This is a genomic window from Plantactinospora veratri (assembly GCF_036421995.1).
GTDB classification, from domain to species: Bacteria; Actinomycetota; Actinomycetes; order Mycobacteriales; family Micromonosporaceae; genus Plantactinospora; species Plantactinospora veratri.
The window spans coordinates 525,245-541,483 of the sequence record NZ_JAZGQL010000008.1 but is presented as its reverse complement, the minus strand read 5'-3'; the positions used below and the strand labels follow the sequence as shown (position 1 = coordinate 541,483).

Here is a 16,239-nt window from a genome sequence, read left to right as displayed (position 1 = left end):
GGTCTTGCTGGCTCACACACCTAGCCGGCTTCGACCGGGGGCGCCTGGAACCTCTCCGCGTGCTCGGCCACCCACTGCGCGAACGTGCGGGCCGGGCGGCCGGTCACCTGCTCGACGGTGTCGACGACGGTCCTGGCGGCCTCGTCGGGAGCGGCGTACCAGCCGACGACGTATTCGGCCTCCGCCCGAGGTACGCCGGTGGCGATCAGCCTGTCGACGGCCTGTTCGTGCGTGATCGGGACGAGGGTGATGTCGCGGTGGATGGCCCGGGACAGGATCGCGATCCGTTCGCGTGTCGTCAGCGCTTCGGGTCCGGTGAGGTTGTACGCCCGCTCCGCATGGCCGTCGTCGAGCAGTGCCACCGCAGCCACCGCCGCTATGTCGGCTTCGTGGACCAGCGCACTGGGAAAGTCGTACGGCTCGCGCACGACCCCTTCGGTCCGGATCGATTCGACCCAGGTCAACGTGTTGGACATGAACTCCTGCGGCTCCAGGCGTGTCCATCCCACACCCGAGTCCGCCACAGCCTGCTCGACCGGCCCCACCTCGCCACCCCAGAGCACGGTGATCCGGTCCACCCCCGCGGCAACCGCCCGTCGAACCAACTCCGGTCCGACCTCGGCGAGCCCCGTCGTCACCGTGACGTGCAACCGGTTGACGCCGTCGAGGGCGGCGTCCAACCTCTCCGGCATGGTGTGCGTACCGGCCACCAGCTCCACGCCGGCCGGAAACCTGCCGGTGGCAGCGGCCGGATTCCGGGTCAGGGCCCGGACGTGTTCTCCTCGGCGGACGAGTTCTGCCACCACGTGTCGTCCGGTGTTGCCGGTGGCCCCGGTAACAAGCGTCGTCATAGTCGCACCCCTCTCGTCGCCGACGACGCTAGAAGCTCAACCGCGCTTGACGTCAAGGATGTCGGCGCAGCCCGGATCCGCTGGCACCGGATCGCGCTTCGGCGATCCGGGTCTGCGCCTCGGCGAGCAGGTTCGCCGCGTGCGGGCCGGCGGCGTAGCGGGCCGCGTCGACCGTCTCCGTGACGGCGGCGACCGGGTCCGGGTTCGTCGCCCGGTGCAGGGCGAGCCAGACCCATCGGTGCGTACCGTCGTCGAGTTGGGATCGGCGGGCGCGCAGGTGCGCGTCCGTGGTCAGGGCACGGGCCGCGATGCTGGCGACGATGTCCGGGTCGGCGCCGATCCCGGCGTACCGGGCGGCCTCTGCGGCGACCTGCCAGGCCAGGTCCCGCAGTTGCGGTTCGGGTAGTCCGGTCAGCGCCTCGGCGACGTCCCCGAGCAGGTCACCGGGTCCCGACCGGCGTGGGTACAGCGTCGGCAGGTCCGGCACGATCCGGAAGGCGACGTCGGCGGCCTCGATCCGGGCCAGGGCTTCGGCGGTGATGCCGTGGCCGGTGAACCGCTGCACCGCGACCAGCCCCATCAGCCGCTTGCCGCGGTGGTGGTCGGCGAAGTCGAGGTCGGCGAGCATCACGGCGACCGGCGGTGGCGCCTCGATCGCGCCGAACGGTTCCACCGAGAGCAGCACGTCGCCTTGTTCGGCGAACGACAGCCGGGTCAGCGCGTTGACGTTCCAGTACATGCTGGCGGCCCGCCCGCCGGTGGAGGCCCGGGTCAGCACGGGCTCGGTCGAACCCTGCCAGCCGTTGTACTCGACGGCGACCACGGCATCGCCGACATCCAGCACCGCGACCCACGGATCGATCGACTGCCGGCTCATCAGCTCCTCGCCGATGGACCGCAGCGACTCCGGTCGGTCCGGGTCCGCACCGAAGGCGCGCAGCACCTCGTCGGCGCTCGCCCCGGTCACCACCGTGACCGTGGCGGCCTCGGCGAGGGCGCTGCGGCGCACCCACCGGTAGGCGGCCTCCGGCCGTTCGGGGCGTGCAGGTTCGGGTTCGCCGCGCAACCGGTGGCCGAGCCGGTCGGTGCGGGCGTACACGATTTCGGGTGCGCTGGGTGCCTGCCACACCACGAGTTCGTAGTGCTCGCGGTCGGGATCGTCGGTGTCGTCCCTGCCCCGGGCGTGTACCCGCAGCCGGTAGTCGCCCGGCCATGGTGGGGTGGCCCGGCGCAGCCCCGGCTCACCCGAGTCGGGTCCGATCACCGAGGCGCCGCCGACGGCCGCCCGCCAGCTGACCTCGACGATCTCCTCCCAACCGGTCGCGACCTCCGGCGGCGGTCCGTCCAAGATGGTCAGGAGCAGCCGGACGTGTCCGCTCTCGGTACCGGTGCGGATCACCGCGCCGCCCGGGACGACCGCCACCAGCCCGTTGCCGCCGAAATCGACCTCCGGAACGTGATCGCCCTCCAGCAGCGCGAACCGGTGGCCCGACACCGGCACCGATCCGCTCGACCGGCAGGGCAGCAGGTACTCCGCCCTGGCCCGGGCCAGGACCGCCGCCGCGTAACCGGGCGGCATCGGGGTGTCGCGCAGCAGCAGTACCGCCGTGCCGATCCCGACGCCGAGCACGGCCGGTGCTGCCGTGGCCCAGCGGGGGATGCCCACCCGGGGCAGGACGGCGGCGGCGGTGGCCACGGCCAGCCCGAGCCATGCCGCGCCGTGTGCGGCAGCGACAGCGGACTCGTCGGTGAGGTCGGGCGCGACCTCCAGCCGCGGAGACACCTGCGGATGCGCGGCCAGCCGACGGGCCAGCGCGACGACCAGCGGTACGGCACCGGGCCGGATCTGCCCGAGCAGGGCGGCACCGCTGACCGCCTCGCTCTGCCCGCCCATGGTGGCGATGGCGACGTTGCCGGTGAACGGTTCCGGCAGAAAGCCGGTCAGGTCCGGGGCGCCGGTCAGGTCCAGCTCCGCCACGGTCAGTTCCAGCGCACCGAGCAGGCGTTCGGTCAGCAACGCAGGCAGCGTGCCCAGCGCGTCCTGTACCGGCGAGTGGGTCGCCCCGGCCCGGCCGCCCGGACGGATCCCGGCGAAGGCTCGGGCCCGACCGCCGGAAGGGACCCCGGCGAACGCCAGGTGCGGGGCGGTCGGTTCGCGGATCGGCCAGACGTCGTCGTCGGCCATCGCCCGCAGCCGACCGAGTTCGGCCCCCGGTGCCGGCGGCACGCGGGCGACGAGCAGCGGCAACGCGGCGGCGACCGCTCCGGCCAACTCCGCCAGAACCTCGTCAGGAACCTCGACCACAGCGTCTCGCGTCCTCCCCGTAGCGGACGGCGCATTCTAACCATTGACTCATCTCACGGCTGGCCGCCAAGCCTTCGCCGGCCGCGCTGCGGATTATGGCGTATCGTCCTGCTACAACGGTTGCTACATGAGCGGAGGCTTGGTGGGAAGGGGCGCGTTGGACGCGGTACCAGGGATAGTCATCGACACGGCGTCGACGGTGCCGCCGTTCGAGCAGTTGCGTGCACAGCTCGCCCGGCAGATCCAGGACCATGCCCTGGTCGTGGGTACCCGCCTGCCGCCGATCCGCCAGCTCGCGACCGATCTCGGTCTGGCCGCGAACACGGTGGCCAGGACCTATCGGGAACTGGAGGAGGCTGGCCTGATCGAGACCCGGGGGCGGGCGGGCTCCTTCGTGTCGGCGGCCGGCGCGCAGGGGCGCGAACGGGTGCGACGGGCCGCCGCCGAGTACGCGGCCGTGGTCGCCAGCCTCGGCATAGACCCGGACGAGGCCATCCGGATCGTCCAGGCGGCGTTGACCACGGGTACCCGGACGTCGGCCACCTGACTCGTCCCCATTGAGGCTGGTGCTCGTTGACCGACCCCCGGCCTCCAGAACTACTACGACCAGAGGGATCGAGAAGACTACCGAATGGTTATTGGAGACCGAGGGCCGCGGAGAATAAGCAAGGCCCGGACTTGCCCACAAGGGTGGCTCTGGCTTCGTCCGGGACTGCTCATGGTGGAGCGGCGATGGTCCGGGCCAGGGCGATTCACATGAACCTTGCTGCTGCTTGCTCGACTTGCGAGATGAACTCTTCGAGTTGCGGCTCGGTCAGATCCGCGTCATGTAGCAGATTTCCAAGGACAAAGATTTGCACTTGGAAGGCGACCTCGGGATTGATGCTGTCGGCCAGTTCTACCTCGCCAAGGGCAGCTCTGATCATCCCTTCCACGTCCAAGGCGGACAGCTGATTGCCGTCTTGGTAGCGCCCACGGATGTCGGAGACGTAGCGAGCGATGTCGCGGACGTCCGTGGCTGAGTCGAAGCGGTCGTTAACCGCTATCGCGAAGGCCGCACCGATGACCTGAGGAGCGCCCTGCCAGCCCAACTGATCCAGTTCGGCGGTGAGGCGGTCCGCACTTCCCCAGTCACGACGAGCTATCGCGCGGACTAGCTCGCTCAGTTCGATCCTTGTGCCCACGGTTCTTGAACCTCGCTATCTGACTGCGAATCATCTGGCCCGACTTATGCAATGCGATCCCGACCACCAGCCCGGCGACAACTATGTGGCCTGCGGCTTCGGGCACGTCAATCTTGGCCTTCGGCGCGGGCGCAGACAAGGTCGGCGTGCCCGTCCCGGCCTGCTGGCTCCCAGACGGCCCCGAAGGGTTACGGAAGATGCTGATCACCTGCTGGGTCAGTTCTGTCCCGGACTTCGCGCCGTCCTGCACGGACTCGACATCACGCGTCATCCTACCCAGGAAGCTGTCGAGGTTACGCTTCGCGTTTGAACGTCGCTCAGCGTCCGCCACAATCTGCTCACCTGACGGTGCTGCGGCTTCGGCGGCCTGGTGGGTGGGGGTTGAGCCTGGTGCGATTTTGTTGATGTAGGTGGTCAGGTTCTCGTTTGCCTTCGCGAGGAGCCGGGCGTACCGGGCGGCCTTTTCGCTCGCGGTGCGGCTGGCCGTGACGGCCTGCCGGATGTGGTTGTGGTTGGTGCCCCTGGCGACCTCGGTGACGTGTGCTTCGGCCTGGTCGGCGTCGGCTTGGGCACGCAATGCGGTGACGGCGGCGGCGTCCAGGCTTCGGAGCACTGCAAGCAACTGGGCGACGACATCGCCGACGCTGCCGGTCATCCGAGGTCGGCGAGGTAGGACGTGGCGTTGCCCTCGGCGGCGAGGAATCGGCCGACGGTCGGCCTGACCTCGCCCTCCGCCTCGGTCAGATTCTTCCGCACCTTCTGGACGTCGCCATCCCGACTGTCGTGCAGGAGCTGGTGGGCACGCGCGATGGCTTCGGCGGCGTCGGAAGCAGCCTGCTCGAATGTGGAGCGGCCACGCTCGATTGCCTCGATGCCGGCGCGGAGGGTGCCCTTGACCTCATCGATCGTCACTGACTGCCCCCAGATCACCCGGCGGTCTGGGGTACGGTGCCGCTGACCTGTTCGGCCGCTCGTGCGAGTGCCACCCTCACGCCATCGTTGCTGGCCACGCTGGTCCTCCAGATCGCCGTCGTCGTATAGCCACCGGCGCGAGCCGTCGGGACACGGCCCGAGTCAAGCTCCACGTCTGGCCGATGGCCGGACCCTATCGGGTGTGATCGATCGGTCGCTGCCCTGGAGCCGACAGCATGGGCTGAAAGACTTGAGCGTCCGACCAGGTCAGATCCTCCGCTTCGGGAATGGAGAGAACAGCAGATGCCCCCGGCCAAGGCCGAGGGCACTGGTTGGCGCGGGTCGGTCAGCGGGCGATGCTGGTGGTCTTGACTCCGTCGACGAAGGCGGACCAGGTGTACGGCGGGAAGGCGAGGACCGGCCCTGCCTGGTCCTTGCTGTCGCGTACGGCGACGACGTGTGTCAGGTTGTCGGCGACCTCGACGCACTCGCCACCGTTGCCAGCACTCCGGCTGCTCTTGCGCCACTCGGCGTCGGTCAGGTCAACCATGGGTTAGCTCCCCGATGAATTTGTTGATCAGGTTCTTCGATTGTCCCTCATCCAGCGCCAGCCGGCTAAGGCTGGCCCAGACCTTCTCGTAGGCGGCGTATTCGGCTGCGCGGTCGAGGTAGAGGGCTCCGGTCAGCGACTCGCTGTAGACGATCGGTGGCTCGGGCGTATTGCGGTTACCGGACGGGAAGTCGAGCAGGACGAACTCACCCGCCACGGTGCCGTGGTGTGGACCGGCAGCCAGCGGTAGCACTCGAACCGAGACGTTGGGCAGGTCAGCTACCTCGATCATGTGTTGGAGCTGTTCGACCATTACGGACCGGTCACCGACTGGCTGCAGCAGCACCGCCTCGGAGAGGACCATCTCCACGTTGGGCGCGGGCGGCAGGCGCCGGGTCAGCAGGCTTTGCCGTTGCAGTCGCACCTCGACGGCGCGCTCCCGATCTTCGTCGCTCATCTCCGGCTGGTCGATGCCATACATCCCTGAGGCGTATCCACGGGTCTGGACGATGCCCGGTATCAGCGTGTTCTTGAAGAAGCGCAGTCGCGAGGCCACAGACTCCAAGCCGACGTACAGCTCGAACCACTCGGGGATGGCGTCGCCGTACGCGTGCCACCAGCCCTTGGCCTTTGTCTGGGTGGCCAGCCCGACCAGGGCGCCGACCAGGTCCGGCTTGACGTCGTAGAGCGCGCACATCGCCCTGACGTCGAGCGAGCGGACGACGCCGAGTCCACTCTCGATCCGCCAGACCTTCTGCCGGCTGCACTCCAGGGCATCGGCCGCCGCGTCCAGGGTCACCCCGGCCTCGGTGCGGAGCTGCTTGAGCGTTCGGCCGAGCTGGCGGCGCGGCACGGTCGAACCCATGTCCTCGGTCATCTGATCACTCCCCGCGTTCGATTCTGCAACATCCTGCCGCCTCCGATAAAACGTCTATCCGTTGACCAAAAATAAGTCAACAGGCGATGGCGATTTCTTGCGAGAATTCGTTGCCACCCACCCGTCACACGCTACAAGATGGCCCTCGAGAGGCGACCGTCCATACAGTTTCCGACTGGGTCGCCGCGCTGATCAACAATCCTCGGCGAAAGGATGGCGCTGCCGTGCGCGCAAATCTCCGTCGTATTCATTCCACCTACCGCCACCGACCCGATCGCGATCGGCGAACCGACGGGTCACGCCAGGCCGGGCAGCCGTGGACAGGCCGATGACCGGCCGGCCCGTGGTCGTCACCTGCCCGAGCTGTGACGGACTCACCTTCACGGTCGGCGCCTGTCTCTGCGTCGGATACGGCAACCGGATGCTGGTCACCGACGATCCGGCACCCCGGGAGCCGTACCAGGAATGCCGGATGTGTCGCGGCGTCGGCCAGATTGCGACCGCCTGCCATCGGTGCGGGCAGCGCGGCGAGCGGCGGGCGCAGCTCGTGCTGACCGTGGCCAACGTGGACACCGGTGAGGTCGCCTCGGCCAGTGTCGTCCCGGGCACGGTGCCGCCCCGGCCGGCGCCCGGCGGCGGATGGCATCTGCCCCTGCAACCGCTGGTTGACCAACTGGCCGATTCCGTCGGCGCGGCCACCTGGTCGGACTGCCACGGGCAGTCGGGCGACGGGTCGGCCGTGTGGCTGCCCCGCGAGTGGAGTCCCGAGCTGCCCGACGACCAGCGGCTTGCGCTGGAGACCCGGGCCATCGCCGGCCACCCCGGCGAGAGCTGGCAGGTGTACCTCGGCCGCAGCGTCGCCCCGCCACCGGTCGTCCCGGAGCAACGGCTCGGCCAGCTCTGCGACCTCGCCGACCGGCTCTGCCTCGACCTGGTGCTGGAGGCACGCCGGCTGTGCCACGGCCACGACGATCTGCTCTGGGACATCCGCTTCGACGTACCCGGGGCGGCGGTGCCGGCGACCCGGCGCGGGACGGCGTCCAGCCTGACCGAGGCGCTCGGCACCGTCACCGTGGCGTACGCGATCTCCGGTATCGCGGCGCGCGGCCTGGCCGCGCCGGCCCGGTACCTCGTCCCCTCGGTCGCACCGGCCCCCGACCCGGCGCGGCCCGCCCGGGACCTGGACCAGGTCGAGCGTCGGGTGGTCGCCGAGTGCGCCGATCTGCGCACCGGGGAGCCGCTGCCCGGTGCCTGCGCGATCTGGCGGGACGGGCGCTGGTGGTACACCGGCCTGCGGGTCGCCGGCCGGACCGAACGACTGGTCGAGCGGGAAACCGGCCAGCTTCTGCGCCGCCGCACCGAAGTGCTGCGGCGCGGCTGGGAACCACCCGACCCCGGCTGGCTCGGCGACGCGATCGCGCACACCCCGTGCCCGGCCTGCGACCCCGGCAACGGGCTGCGGCCCTGCTTCTGCACCGTCGGTGCTCCTGCGGCCGATCCCGACTGCGCCAGTTGCGGTGGCACCGGACTGCGCGCCGGGATGCTGACCTGCCACACCTGCCTGGACAGCCACCGGATCTTCCAGGGCATGGTCGTCACCCTCACCGACCTGGACCACCAGGTCGTACACCTCAACTGGCGGGCCGGCGACGCCGCGCCCGCGCCGCTGGTCGCGACCCAGCCCGGCGGCAAGCCGGTGGTCCAGCTACCCGAGCGCTTCCGGCTGGCCACCCACGCCACGACCCTTGGCGTACGACCGGAGGACCTCACCGAGGCCGACGGCGGCTGGCCGGTCGACCAGGATCTCCGCGACGGGTACGTCACGCTGCACGTGACCGGCGTCGAGCCGCTGACCCAGCACCTCGCCCAGTCCGGCCGGGGCAGACCCGGCGGCCGGCTGATCGTGCTGGCCGCACCACCCGAGGTGCCGCCGTTGGCCCACCTGATCCGGCTCGCCCACGCCCTCGGCCTGGCGGTCGACGTCTCGGTACGCGACAACCGGCACAACGCCGACGACCCGCTACGCGCGCAGGGCGTCTGCTGGTACGTCGAGATCACCGTCCCCGCCCCGACGGCGCCGGAGGAGGAACCGGCGGGCCGGCCGACGCTGGCCGGGGCGATCGCCTACGCCCTCGACTACCTGGGCAGTGTGCTGGCCGAGGCGGTACCGGACGACCCCGCGCAACCGATCGCGGTGCCGCAGGCGTCGATGTCGGACCCGACCGCCGACCCGGAGCCGATGCTGCGCCGGCTCGGCGCGCACCATGCCGGACAGTGGGTGACCGTCCGGTTCAGCGGCGCCGACTGCCGGATCGGAGTACGCGAGCAGGGGGGCCTACGTCATCTGGTCAGCGCCGCCGACCTGACGGCCGGGCTCACCGCTCTCGGCCTGGGCGCTGTCTGACCCCCGACGCCCCTGCGCTATGCAGCCCGTGAGGCTTCGGCGCGCGGGGCAGGCTCAGGCGCCCCGGGTGATCCGCAGGGTCAGCACGTCGGTCCGGACCGTGATGTGCCCGTGGAACAGCGCCAACCCCTCCGCGTTGTAGCCGATCTGGGTCGCGCTGACCAGCGGATGCCCGACCGGTACCCCGAGCCGGCCGACCGCCGCCTCGTCGGCGAGTACGGCGGCGAACTCGATCTCGGCCCGGCACACCGGCATCCCGGTCGCGCCGGCCAGGAACTCGAACATGTCGAGGTCGATGCTGACCAGGCCGGACGGGTCGAGGTCACGGTCGCCGACCCGCAGCGGCAGGTGGTCGCGGATCCAGGCCGCCGCGACGCCGTCGACGGCGAAGAGCCGGTCGACCCGCCAGACCGGTGAGCCGACGTCCAGCCCGAGGATCTTCGCGCAGTCGTCCGGACACTCGGCCCGGCTCACCGCCGCGTCCTGCAAGGCCGGCCGGTGGCCGGAGGCGGTGATCCGGTCCCGCAGTGCGGTGACGTCACCGATCGACACCGGTACCCGCTCGGCCGGTTCGCTGACGAAGGTGCCGACACCCCAGGTCCGGGTCAGTACGCCCTCGGCGGCGAGCTGCCCCAGCACCTCCCGTACGGTGGCCCGGCTGACCGCCAGCCGGTCGGCCAACTCGCGCTCGTTGGGCAGCTTGTCGCCGGTCCGGAACTCGCTGCCGATCAGATCGCGCAGTTGGACCTGCGCGGTCTGTAGCGCGGTTTCGCGCCGAGCCATCAACCTCACCTCTTCGCTCCGCCGCGCCAGCTACGGCGTACGGAGTGTAGTAGTTGGGCACCCGCCGGATCGACGTCCGAGCGGGTGCACCCCCACCACCCGACGTCGTTACCAGACCTGTTCCAGTACCCGGATGGTGTTGCCGCCGATCACCTTGGCGATCTCGTCGTCCGAGTAGTCGTGTTTGACCAGCCAGCCGACGATGTTGCCGAACGCCTCGCCCGGGTTCTCCACCCCGGAGACGTACTCGACCCTGGGGTGCTCCGGCTTGTTGCCGGAGTCGTGACCGTAGTTGCCGGCGTACGTCTTGTGCACCCCGACGTGGTCGCCGAACATCGTGTCCGGGCCGAACGTCACATGGTCGATGCCGACCAGGTCGACGCAGTAGGTGAAGTGGTCCATCACCGATTCCAGCGAGTGTTCCAGGTGCGCCTCGGAGAGCGTGGTGTGCGGGGCGGCCTCGATGCCGATCACACCGCCGCGTTCGGCGCAGGCCCGGATCACCTCGTCCGGCTTCATCCGCGAGGTGTTCCAGACCGACCGCGCCCCGGCGTGGGTGATGAAGACCGGTACCCGGCTCGCCTCGATGGTGTCCAGGCAGGTCTGGTCGCCGGAGTGCGAGATGTCGATGGCGATGCCGAGCTTGTTCATCCGGTCGACCGCGCGCCGGCCGAAGTGGGTCAGCCCGCCGTCCCGGGCCTCGGAGAGCCCACCGCCCAGCATGTTCGCCTGGCTGTACGCGATGCCGAGCTGCCGCACCCCGAAGCCGTACAGGATGTCGATCCGGTCGAGTTCGTTCTCGATCGGGCTGCTGCACTCCAACCCGGCGACCAGGGCCAGCCGGCCGTCCCGCTTGGCCGCCCGGATGTCGTCGAGCGAGGTGGCCAGCTTGACGTAGTCCTGCTGGTAGAGGTCGCTCATCCGCATCCCGAGGGCGTAGACGAGGTCGTTCCACTTCCAGCCGTTCTCGCTGGTGACGCAGGAGGCGCCGGCCATGAAGTTGTCGAAGACGGCGGTCAGCCCGGACCGGGCCAGCCCCTCGTAGCCGGTCCGCTGCCGGGCGGTCCGGTTGTAGGCGCGCAGCTCGGTGACGTCCGCCGGCAGGATCACCGGGTGCTCGTGCAGGGAGATCGCGATGTGCTCGGCGAGCAGGCGCGTGACCCGCTGCCGCTGCGCGTCGGAGAGCCCGAGGTCGTGCTCGGGCACCCGACCGATCTCCGGGGCCAGGTCGAAGACCCGGTAGTCGGCATGTGGCTCCAGGTACGAGTAGGACTTGTGGCCCTGGTACCGGGAAGCGGGTTCTTGCAGCAAGACTTTCTCCTTACGAAACGCAGCCGGTGCGAGCGGCTAGGCGGCGGCCAGCGGGTAGTGGCAGGCGACCGCGCGGTCGCCGCCGGCCAGCGGTGGTTCGGTGATGGCGCAGGTCTCGGTCGCCTGCCAGCAGCGGGTCCGGAACCGGCAACCGGAGGGTGGGTCGACCGGGCTGGGCGGATCGCCGGCGAGGAGGATTCGCTGCCGCTCACCCCGGCCGACCGGTTCGGGCACCGGCACCGCCGAGAGCAGTGCCTTGGTGTACGGGTGGGCCGGCGTGTCGTACAGCATCGTTTCGGGGCCGCTCTCCACGAGCTTGCCGAGGTACATCACCGCCACCCGGTCGGAGATGTGCCGGACCACCGACAGGTCGTGCGCGATGAAGACGTACGCCACGCCCAGTTCCCGTTGGAGCCGTTCCAGCAGGTTGACCACCTGGGCCTGGACCGAGACGTCGAGCGCGGAGACCGGCTCGTCGCAGACGATCACGTCGGGTTGCAGGGCCAGCGCCCGAGCGATGCCGATCCGCTGCCGCTGCCCGCCGGAGAACTGGTGCGGATAGCGGTCCAGGTGCACGCTCGGATCGAGCCCGACCAGGTCGAGCAGCTCCTTGATCCGATCCAGCCGGCGCCCCCGGTCGAGCACGTCCGGGTGGATCTCGAACGGCTGGAGCAGGATCTCCCGGATCGTCCGGCGTGGGTTCAGCGAGGTGTACGGGTCCTGGAGCACGATCTGGATCCGTCGGCGCAGCGCCCGCAGGTCCCGGCCCCGGGCGGCGTGCACCACCGCGTCGCCGAAGCGTACCGAGCCGGCGGTCGGCCGCTCCAGCCCGACCAGCATCCGGGCCAGGGTGCTCTTGCCGCAGCCGGACTCGCCGACGATGCCGAGCGTCTCGCCCCGGCGCAGCGCGAAGGAGACCCCGTCGACGGCCTTGACCACACCGCCGGAGGTGAACGGCAGCCGCCCCTTCACCGGAAAGTGCCGGACCAGGTCCTCGACCCGGAGCACCAGCTCGTCATCGGCTGACATGCAGCAACTCCTCCCGGTGGTGGCAGGCGCTGGCCCGGCCCTCGGACAGCGGCTCCAGCGCCGGCAGCGTGGCCCGGCAGACGTCGTCGGCGCGCGGGCAGCGCAGGTGGAACGGGCAGCCGGTGGGCAGCCGGGCCGGGTTCGGCGGGGCGCCGGGGATCGCGTACAGCTCCTCGTCGCGCCGGTCGATCCGGGGCATCGAGGCGAGCAGCCCCTCGGTGTACGGGTGCGCCGGGCCGGCGAAGATCTGCCGTACGGTGGCCCGTTCGACGATCCGGCCGGCGTACATCACGGCCACGTCGTCGGCGACCTCGGCCACCACCCCCAGATCGTGGGTGATCAGCAGCAGCGCCATTCCGCTGTCCCGCTGGATCTCCGCGATCAGTTCCATCACCTGTGCCTGCACGGTCACGTCCAGCGCGGTGGTCGGTTCGTCGGCGATCAGCACGTCCGGCTCCAGCGCGATCGCCAGCGCGATCATGATGCGCTGGCGCATCCCGCCGGAGAACTGGTGCGGATAGTCGCGTACCCGGTCCTTCGCGGCCGGGATGTGCACCCGGTCGATCAGCTCGATCGCCCGGCGCCGGGCGGCGGACCGGGACAGCCCCCGGCGGACCCGGAGCAGCTCGCCGAGCTGCTCGCCGACGGTGTAGACGGGGTTGAGCGCGGCCATCGCGTCCTGGAAGACCATGCCGATCTCCTCGCCGCTGACCCGGTCCCGCTGCTTCGGGGTCAGGGTCAGCAGCTCCCGGCCGCGCAGCCGGACCGAGCCGCTGACCCTGGCCGGCGGTACGTCGAGGATTCCCATCACGGCCTGCGCGGTGACGCTCTTGCCGGAGCCGGACTCGCCGAGGATCGCCAGCGTCCGGCCGGACTCCAGCGCCAGCGACACCCCGTTGACCGCCTGCACCGCGCCGGCCGACCCGGCGTCGCCGCCCGGCCCGGGGAAGCTGACCCGCAGCTCCTCGACCTCCAGCAGGGCCATTACCGGATCCCGGCCGAGTCGAGGAAGTCCCGTACGGTGCGCTGGAACAGCTCGGGCTCCTCCAGTTGCGGCGAGTGCCCGGAGTGCTCGAAGACCACCAGCTCGGCGTTCGGGATCAGGTCGGCGATCACCTGCGAGGCGGCGACCGGGGTACGCCAGTCGTGCCGGCCGACGGTGACCAGGGTCGGGCAGGTGATCGAGGGAAGCTGCGGCTTCAGGTCGTAGCGCGGCATGTTCTGCCCGAACGCGGCGTTGTGCGTCCGGTAGTGGAACCGGGTGGCGTGAAGCCTCGCGGCGTCCTTCGCCGGGTCGTGCTGGTGGTCGTAGAGCGGCAGGATCGCCTTCCAGTACTCCCGGAGCTGCTCGTTGCTCTCGAAGTGCCCGGTGCCGATCCGGTCGATCGCCCACTGTGGAATCGCCGTCCGGTCGGTGTTCTTCGCCTTCTCGACCGCGAGTTCGTTGTGCCCGTTGTCGGCGGCGGTGTCCCGCAGGATCAGCGCGGCGACCCGGGCCGGGTGCGCGACGGCGTACTCCAGGGAGATGAAGCCGCCGTACGAGCCGCCGGCCATCACGATCGTCTCGTAGCCGAAGTACTCCCGGATCGCGTCCACGTCGGCGACCCACTGGGCGTGGGTGAACGGCTCGTCGTCGCTGGACTCGCCGGAGCCGCGCGCGTCGAAGACGATCACGCGGTACCGGTCGGCGAAGGGCCCGAACGACCGCTTCGGCTCGGAGCGGGAGCCGAGCCCGGGCGCGCCGTGGTGCACGATCATCGCCGGTGCGTCCTCCGGGCCGAACGCCTCGACCACCAGCTCGGCGCCATTGATCTTCAGTCGACCCGCGAAACTGGGCGAGCTGTCGACGGTCATCGGACCTCCTCGATGATGTTGGACGCGAGATCGCGTGGATATCCGGTCAGCCGGCGCGGCCCGGTCTCCTCGACCAGTACGGTGTCGGAGATCCGGTAGCCGGCGTGCCCGGGGACGTAGACGCCGGGCTCGCTGGAGAGCAGCATCCCGGGCTCCAGCACGGTGTTGTCGCCGTCGGCGACCCAGGGCGCCTCGTGGTTCTGCAAGCCGATCCCGTGCCCCTGCCGGTGCCGGATGTACTCACCCAGCCCGTGTCCGCGCAGCACGTCCAGGCAGATCTTGTTGACCTCGGCGCAGGTGCGGCCGGCCCGCATCGCCTGGGTGCCCACCTCCTGCGCCTCCCGGTCCGCCTCGTAGTAGCGCCGCTGTTCCGGGGTCGGCTCGCCGATGACGAAGGTCCGTTCGCTCTCCACGAACCGGCTGGCCACCGCCGCGCCGAGGGAGAGGATCAGGGTGTCGCCGGGCCGTACCCGCCGCCGGGTCGGCAGGCCGTGCGGCAGCGCCGAGTTCGGGCCGGCGTAGACCAGCCCGCCGGCCAGTTTGGTGGTGTAGACCACCAGGTCGTAGTCGGCGTACATCCGGTCGGTGCCGTACCCGATGACGTGCCGGGCGATCTCGTCCTCGCGGGGGAGTTCGGCGCCCCGGCGCAGCGCGTCGGCGATCAGTTCCCGGCCGGCGGCGAGCATCTCGTCGCAGATCCGTGCCGCCGCCTCGTGGAACGGGATCTCCTCGGGAAACTTGCGCAGCCGCAGCTTCGCCACCGCGTCGGTGGTGACCAGCGTGCTGCCGCCGAGCGCCCGGGACAGTGCCCGGTACGCCCCGATCGACAGTCCGGCGCTCACCCCGATCTGTTTCGCGCCCCGGCTGGCCAGCGCCGTGCCGAGGGTCTGCTCGGCACTGACCACGCCGGGGAACTCGAAGTAGCTCACCGTCTCGACGCCGACGCCCTGCTGTGCGGCGTACTCCTCGTCGAGGCGGGGGATGACCAGCAGCGGGTCGCCCTCGCGGGGCATCCAGAGATAGACCGGCCGCTCGGTGGCGATGTAGAAGAACCCGGAGAGGAACGCCACGTCGGCGGGGGAGGTGGCCAGGAACCCGTCGAGGCCGCGTGCGTCGAGCGCCTCGGCGAGCCGGGCCCGGACGGACGAGTAGAAACTGTCGGGCAGACGCACGGGGTCAGCCTCCGTTTCGGCGGGGGTCTCGGATGTCGTTGAAGCGCATGCCGGCGACCGTCGCGGCGAGTACCAGCAGCAGGATGGCCAGCGACGGGAAGAGGGTCTGCCACCAGGCGATGGCGACCACGCCGCTGCGCTGGGCGTTGAGCAGGATCCGCCCCCACGACCAGGCGTCCGGGTCACCGAGGCCGAGGAAGCTCAGCCCGGCCTCGGAGATGACCGCCCGGGAGGCGGTGAGCAGCACGCTGACCACGATCAGCGGTACCACCGCCGGCAGGATCTCCCGGGTGACGATCCGCCATCCGGTGGCGCCGAGCACCCGGGCCCCGTCGATGTACGGCATCGCGCTGACCACCAGCCCCTGCGAGCGGATCAGCCGGGCCACCTCGGGCCAGGCGAAGACGCCGATGATCACGGTCAGCGTCCAGACGCTGGGGTTGACGATCGCGGCCAGCATGATCATCAGTGGCAGTGTGGGGAGTGCCAGCATCACGTCGGTGACGACGGTGCCGACCGCGTCGACCCGGCGGAAGTACGCCGAGGCGAGCCCGATCGCCGTACCCAGCACGATCGCGATCAGCGACGCCGCCACCCCGATCAGCAGGCTGGTCCTGGTCCCCCAGACCACCTGGGCGAAGATGTCCTGGCCGAGGTCGTCGGTGCCGAACAGGTGCGCGCCGGACGGGGACTGGAGCACGTTCGGGCTGGTGCCACCCGGCTCGTCCGCGATCAGCGGAGCGAAGATCGCCAGCAGCACCATCACCGCAAGCACGATCGCGGCGAGCAGCCCGGACGGTTGCCGGAAGAAGGTCCGCCACGCCGAGCGGGCCCCGACGGTCCGCTCCGCCGCCGGAGCGGTCGCCGCCGCCTCCGCCTCGGTCACCAACGGCGCACTCATAGCTGTACCTCGGTCGTTCGCGGTTGCGGGGCTCGCAAACCCGGCTCACTCCTCGCGCTCACAGTGGCCTCTTCCGTTCGCGACTGCGGGGCTCGCAAACCCGGCT

16 protein-coding genes are annotated in these 16,239 nt (G+C 70.6%); 2 read left to right on the top strand and 14 right to left on the bottom strand.

All coding sequences use genetic code 11. The annotated features are described in order from the left end of the window. Positions 1 to 20: 20 nt before the first annotated feature. Together V1634_RS14660 and V1634_RS14655 are read right to left on the bottom strand one after the other, a co-directional pair. Positions 21 to 851 (bottom strand): NmrA family NAD(P)-binding protein, encoded by an 831-nt coding sequence (locus V1634_RS14660; RefSeq protein WP_331208337.1) that lies wholly within the window; start codon positions 849 to 851, stop codon positions 21 to 23. A 52-nt stretch (positions 852 to 903) separates the two neighbouring features. Then, entirely contained in the window at positions 904 to 3,156 is a 2,253-nt protein-coding gene (locus V1634_RS14655) for a DUF6461 domain-containing protein (RefSeq protein ID WP_331208336.1), read from the bottom strand. A gap of 127 nt (positions 3,157 to 3,283) precedes the next feature. On the opposite strand from V1634_RS14655, the gene V1634_RS14650 reads away from it, so the two are divergent. Beyond that, a complete protein-coding gene (locus V1634_RS14650) occupies positions 3,284 to 3,703 on the top strand; it encodes a GntR family transcriptional regulator (RefSeq protein ID WP_331208335.1) in 420 nt (139 codons plus the stop codon). Positions 3,704 to 3,908: 205 nt separating this feature from the next. Here the strand turns inward: V1634_RS14650 and V1634_RS14645 are convergent, their stop codons facing one another. The 5 genes from V1634_RS14645 to V1634_RS14625 all read right to left on the bottom strand — a co-directional run bounded on the left by V1634_RS14645 (position 3,909) and on the right by V1634_RS14625 (position 6,679). Then, positions 3,909 to 4,340 (bottom strand): hypothetical protein, encoded by a 432-nt coding sequence (locus V1634_RS14645; protein WP_331208334.1) that lies wholly within the window; start codon positions 4,338 to 4,340, stop codon positions 3,909 to 3,911. Continuing rightward, on the bottom strand, positions 4,288 to 4,995 hold the full coding sequence (locus V1634_RS14640) for a hypothetical protein (protein WP_331208333.1): 708 nt from the start codon (positions 4,993 to 4,995) through the stop codon (positions 4,288 to 4,290). Before V1634_RS14640 ends, V1634_RS14645 begins: the two co-directional genes overlap by 53 nt. Next, positions 4,992 to 5,252 carry a hypothetical protein gene (locus tag V1634_RS14635; RefSeq protein WP_331208332.1) on the bottom strand — a complete coding sequence of 87 codons (261 nt, stop codon included), beginning with the start codon at positions 5,250 to 5,252 and terminating at the stop codon, positions 4,992 to 4,994. Before V1634_RS14635 ends, V1634_RS14640 begins: the two co-directional genes overlap by 4 nt. Before the next feature lie 346 nt (positions 5,253 to 5,598). Further along, on the bottom strand, positions 5,599 to 5,802 hold the full coding sequence (locus V1634_RS14630; RefSeq protein WP_331208331.1) for a DUF397 domain-containing protein: 204 nt from the start codon (positions 5,800 to 5,802) through the stop codon (positions 5,599 to 5,601). After that, positions 5,795 to 6,679 (bottom strand): helix-turn-helix domain-containing protein, encoded by an 885-nt coding sequence (locus V1634_RS14625; protein ID WP_331208330.1) that lies wholly within the window; start codon positions 6,677 to 6,679, stop codon positions 5,795 to 5,797. The genes V1634_RS14630 and V1634_RS14625 overlap by 8 nt, the downstream gene beginning before the upstream one ends. Positions 6,680 to 7,007: 328 nt before the next feature. Between V1634_RS14625 and V1634_RS14620 the strand changes: the two genes are divergently transcribed. Next, positions 7,008 to 9,083 carry a hypothetical protein gene (locus V1634_RS14620; RefSeq protein ID WP_331208329.1) on the top strand — a complete coding sequence of 692 codons (2,076 nt, stop codon included), beginning with the start codon at positions 7,008 to 7,010 and terminating at the stop codon, positions 9,081 to 9,083. A 54-nt stretch (positions 9,084 to 9,137) separates the two neighbouring features. On the opposite strand, the gene V1634_RS14615 is transcribed toward V1634_RS14620, so the two are convergent. The 7 genes from V1634_RS14615 to V1634_RS14585 form a co-directional block, all read right to left on the bottom strand. Then, positions 9,138 to 9,866, bottom strand: coding sequence for a GntR family transcriptional regulator (locus V1634_RS14615; RefSeq protein ID WP_331208328.1), 729 nt, complete (start codon positions 9,864 to 9,866; stop codon positions 9,138 to 9,140). 108 nt (positions 9,867 to 9,974) lie between these two features. Continuing rightward, the gene (locus tag V1634_RS14610; protein ID WP_331208327.1) at positions 9,975 to 11,177 is read right to left on the bottom strand and encodes a dipeptidase; all 1,203 of its coding nucleotides are present in this window, start codon (positions 11,175 to 11,177) and stop codon (positions 9,975 to 9,977) included. A gap of 36 nt (positions 11,178 to 11,213) precedes the next feature. After that, entirely contained in the window at positions 11,214 to 12,206 is a 993-nt protein-coding gene (locus V1634_RS14605) for an ABC transporter ATP-binding protein (RefSeq protein ID WP_331208326.1), read from the bottom strand. Next, positions 12,193 to 13,191 carry an ABC transporter ATP-binding protein gene (locus V1634_RS14600; RefSeq protein ID WP_331208325.1) on the bottom strand — a complete coding sequence of 333 codons (999 nt, stop codon included), beginning with the start codon at positions 13,189 to 13,191 and terminating at the stop codon, positions 12,193 to 12,195. The genes V1634_RS14605 and V1634_RS14600 overlap by 14 nt, the downstream gene beginning before the upstream one ends. Beyond that, complete coding sequence (locus tag V1634_RS14595) at positions 13,191 to 14,060, bottom strand: alpha/beta fold hydrolase (RefSeq protein WP_331208324.1); 870 nt, start codon at positions 14,058 to 14,060, stop codon at positions 13,191 to 13,193. Before V1634_RS14595 ends, V1634_RS14600 begins: the two co-directional genes overlap by 1 nt. Continuing rightward, positions 14,057 to 15,232, bottom strand: a complete 1,176-nt coding sequence (locus tag V1634_RS14590; RefSeq protein WP_331208323.1) for a M24 family metallopeptidase — start codon at positions 15,230 to 15,232, stop codon at positions 14,057 to 14,059. Before V1634_RS14590 ends, V1634_RS14595 begins: the two co-directional genes overlap by 4 nt. A gap of 4 nt (positions 15,233 to 15,236) precedes the next feature. Beyond that, positions 15,237 to 16,133, bottom strand: coding sequence for an ABC transporter permease (locus V1634_RS14585; RefSeq protein WP_331208322.1), 897 nt, complete (start codon positions 16,131 to 16,133; stop codon positions 15,237 to 15,239). Positions 16,134 to 16,239 lie beyond the last annotated feature (106 nt).

Excerpts from the sequence above, each read along its gene's own strand:
- V1634_RS14660 (WP_331208337.1), bottom strand. The coding sequence starts at position 851 with ATGACGACGCTTGTTACCGGGGCCACCGGCAACACCGGACGACACGTG.
- V1634_RS14650 (WP_331208335.1), top strand. The coding sequence starts at position 3,284 with ATGAGCGGAGGCTTGGTGGGAAGGGGCGCGTTGGACGCGGTACCAGGG.
- V1634_RS14640 (WP_331208333.1), bottom strand. The coding sequence starts at position 4,995 with ATGACCGGCAGCGTCGGCGATGTCGTCGCCCAGTTGCTTGCAGTGCTC.
- V1634_RS14630 (WP_331208331.1), bottom strand. The coding sequence starts at position 5,802 with ATGGTTGACCTGACCGACGCCGAGTGGCGCAAGAGCAGCCGGAGTGCT.
- V1634_RS14625 (WP_331208330.1), bottom strand. The coding sequence starts at position 6,679 with ATGACCGAGGACATGGGTTCGACCGTGCCGCGCCGCCAGCTCGGCCGA.
- V1634_RS14620 (WP_331208329.1), top strand. The coding sequence starts at position 7,008 with ATGACCGGCCGGCCCGTGGTCGTCACCTGCCCGAGCTGTGACGGACTC.
- V1634_RS14615 (WP_331208328.1), bottom strand. The coding sequence starts at position 9,866 with ATGGCTCGGCGCGAAACCGCGCTACAGACCGCGCAGGTCCAACTGCGC.
- V1634_RS14605 (WP_331208326.1), bottom strand. The coding sequence starts at position 12,206 with ATGTCAGCCGATGACGAGCTGGTGCTCCGGGTCGAGGACCTGGTCCGG.
- V1634_RS14600 (WP_331208325.1), bottom strand. The coding sequence starts at position 13,191 with ATGGCCCTGCTGGAGGTCGAGGAGCTGCGGGTCAGCTTCCCCGGGCCG.
- V1634_RS14595 (WP_331208324.1), bottom strand. The coding sequence starts at position 14,060 with ATGACCGTCGACAGCTCGCCCAGTTTCGCGGGTCGACTGAAGATCAAT.
- V1634_RS14585 (WP_331208322.1), bottom strand. The coding sequence starts at position 16,133 with ATGAGTGCGCCGTTGGTGACCGAGGCGGAGGCGGCGGCGACCGCTCCG.